Origin of the sequence: Dyadobacter sp. (assembly GCF_051859145.1) — a bacterium.
Classification (GTDB): Bacteria; Bacteroidota; Bacteroidia; order Cytophagales; family Spirosomataceae; genus Dyadobacter.
The window spans coordinates 1-3301 of record NZ_JBHYGF010000425.1 but is presented as its reverse complement, the minus strand read 5'-3'; the positions used below and the strand labels follow the sequence as shown (position 1 = coordinate 3301).

Annotated in this window: 1 protein-coding gene and 1 pseudogene; both read left to right on the top strand. The window is 48.5% G+C overall.

Annotated elements, in window-relative coordinates:
• Positions 1-2883: efflux RND transporter permease subunit (locus ACTIE6_RS20905; RefSeq protein ID WP_439558481.1), on the top strand; the 2883-nt coding region annotated here is incomplete at its 5' end.
• A gap of 20 nt (positions 2884-2903) precedes the next feature.
• A pseudogene (locus ACTIE6_RS20900) lies at positions 2904-3301 on the top strand (hypothetical protein); the annotation flags it as partial.

The following is a 3301-nucleotide window of genomic DNA, read 5'->3' as shown; positions in this document are numbered from 1 at the left end:
CCTGGTACCGATATGGCGCAGGCTTCTGGCGAGGTTTCAACCCAGGTTTCCAGGGCTATGGGCTTTCTGCCACCTGGAGCAGTGCCGCCTCAGGTCGTGCGCTTTGATGGCAGCTCGATCCCGATCGGGCAGCTGGTGTTCGAAAGCCCTCAAAGATCAATCACTGAGCTTCAAAATATGGCCCTGACCAAGATCAGGCCGATGTTTGTGTCCATCCCTGGTGTGACGGCCCCTGCACCTTTCGGTGGTAATATCCGTACGATGGTTGTCAAGGTTAATTCCGATCTGATGCAGTCCTACGGGCTTTCAGCGGAAGAAGTCACTACTGCAATAGCCAAGAATAATTTTCCGGCCCCTGCTGGAAACATCCGGATCGGCAACCAAAATTTGATGAGCCCGCTTAACTCGATTGCCAATGATCCACAGGAATTTTTAGATATTCCAATCCGGAAGGGTTCAGGGACCAATGTATATGTCAAAGATATTGCCAGTGTAGAAGATGCGGCCGATATCACCACCGGCTATGCGATCATCAACGGCAAACGGTCTGTGTATTTGCCTGTGATCAAAAAATCAGATGCGTCTACGCTCAAAGTGGTTGAAAACCTGAAAGCTGCCATACCCATGCTGAAAGCAGCCTTGCCGGAAGATGTAGATATACGGTATGTTTTCGACCAGTCGGGTTATATCGAGCGTTCACTTGAAAACCTGATCCACGAAGGCATTTTAGGGGCGCTGCTAACAGGGCTGATGGTATTTCTTTTTCTGGGAGATTCGCGTGGATCATTGATTGTGGTAATGACCATACCCATCGCGATCCTTTCCGCTGTGATTATGCTATACATGCTCGGTCAAACCATCAATGTGATGACTTTGAGCGGTCTTGCGCTTGCCATTGGGATCCTGGTAGATGAAGCTACGGTAACCATTGAAAATATCCATCAGCATTTTGAAATGGATAAACCCAAAAAAAGGGCTATCCTGGATGCACTGCTTGAAATTTCGGTCCCTAAGCTTTTAATTCTGCTCTGTATACTAGCGGTACTGATCCCTTCATTTATGATGAGTGGCATTCCAAAAGATATGTTTATGCCGCTCTCTTTGGCTGTGGCTTTTGCTATGATCGCCTCTTTTCTGGCTTCCCAGACATTTGTTCCCATCATGGCAAACTGGCTAATGAAACCAGAAAAGCTAAAAGCCCATCACAGGGTTAAAGGCGCAAAGCGGACATGGTTTGACGCTTTTAAGTCCCAATATTTATTGCTCACCCGCCGTTTGCAAGGCAGGCCCGTAGCTGTTTTGACGGTCTATGCGCTTGCAGTAGGTGTTATGGTGGCGGCATCTTTTCTGGCAGTCGGAACTGATATTTTACCAGCTAGCAACAGCGGTGATATACAGCTACGGATTGTCGCCCCCGAGGGCAACAGGCTTGAAAATACAGAAGCATACCTAAAAAAAGTGACGGGTATCATCCAGCAGGCACTGCCTGAAAATTCGATTAAAATCAGCTCTGCCTTTGTAGGCCTTCAGCCATCGGCTACCGCTATTAATCCCATCTTTCTGTTCACCAGTGGTTCGCATGAAGCGGTTTTGCAGATTTCGATTGATCAGACGATTTTTAAAGAGTCCATTTCAGCACTCAAGGAAAGGATCAGGTCACAAGTAAAAAAAGAGCTGCCTGAGCTGAAAATCAACTTTGAGCCTATGGAGCTTGTTGAAAAGATTATGAGCCAGGGGGCCATGACTCCCATACAGATCAAAGTTGCAGCAGGGCAGCTAAAAGCTGCTAATCAGTATGCGTTGAAGTTGAAAGGGGAAATGGATAAAATCCCTTTTTTAAGAGATGTTCGTATTGCCGAGCCGGTCAATTATCCGAGTGTAAAGATCAATGTAGACAGGCAGCTTGCAGCCCAATTTGGTCTGACTATGGAAGACGTCTCACGGGCGCTGGCTATTGCCACATCATCAACCCGTTTTACCAATAAAAACCTGTGGGTTGATCCTAAGTCAGGTCTAGTATTTCAGGTGCAGGTGCAGATACCGGAATCTGATATGGGCTCGCTGGACAAACTTCGCTCTATTCCTCTCAAATCGGGCGAGCCGCGACCGGTACTCGAAGACGTGGCCAGCCTGGAAATGGTTAAGCAAGCAGGACAGGTAAACCGGCAGGGATCAAACCGGTATGTTACTATACTAGCCAATACCTACCAAAAAGATCTGGGTAGCGCTTCCGGCGCAGTCAAACAAGTTCTGGCGGATGCGGGTGATGCACCACGCGGGGTAATTGTTTCAAGCGAAGGGCTCATGCAGCTGCTGGATGAGACCATGTCGGGACTCCAGACCGGTTTGGTGGTTGCAATTGTGGTGATCTTTTTGATGCTGACAGCTTATTATCAGTCCTTTAAAATATCTGCGATGATACTTGCTGTCGTGCCAGCTGTGATCGGTGGAAGTATCCTGATGCTTTTGCTATTTGGCAGCACACTTAATTTACAGTCTTACATGGGTATTATCATGTCGGTGGGTGTATCTGTTTCTAATGCGGTGCTTCTAATCAACCAGGCTGAGCATAACAGGTTGTACATGGGGATGCAGGCACGGCAGGCAGGCCTTGCTGCGGCATCCTCGCGCCTGCGGCCCATCGTGATGACGACGCTGGCTATGATTGCCGGTATGGTCCCGATGGCTTCGGGCATGGGAGATGGCGGCGAGCAGGTCGCCCCGCTGGGACAGGCTGTAATCGGTGGCCTTCTTTTGTCCACGCTTACTGTGCTTTTGGTTATGCCGCACCTTTTTACATGGGCGATGCGTAAAACAGGCCGAGAAAGTCCATCACTGGATCCGGACGACACCGAGGCTCAATTAATTGCAATCACTAAATGAATAGGACAATGCTGTCAAACATGATGACAACTCATAAAAATTCAACCGTTCTCTTTCTGGGCCTAGCCCTGATAAGTGCTGGTATAAATGGCTGCGATAGCAAACCAGAAACAGACAGCCAAAGCAAGCCAAATGTGAAAGGCCCTGTGAGCGTGCAGGTAATCAGTCCAGTGAAAGACCAGCCAGACTACACGCTGGCGTTGCCAGGTGAGCTAAAACCTTATGAACAGGTCAGCCTATTTGCAAAGGTCAAGGGCTTTGTAAAAAACATCCATGTTGACCGTGGCAGTGTAGTCAAGAAAGGACAGGTACTTGCCATCTTAGAAGCTCCGGAGGTCTCACAACGCTTTCAGTCAGCCAGGTCTGACCAGCAGAAGTTCTATGAAGATTTTCAGCTGAGCCGTCAGATGTATGAAAG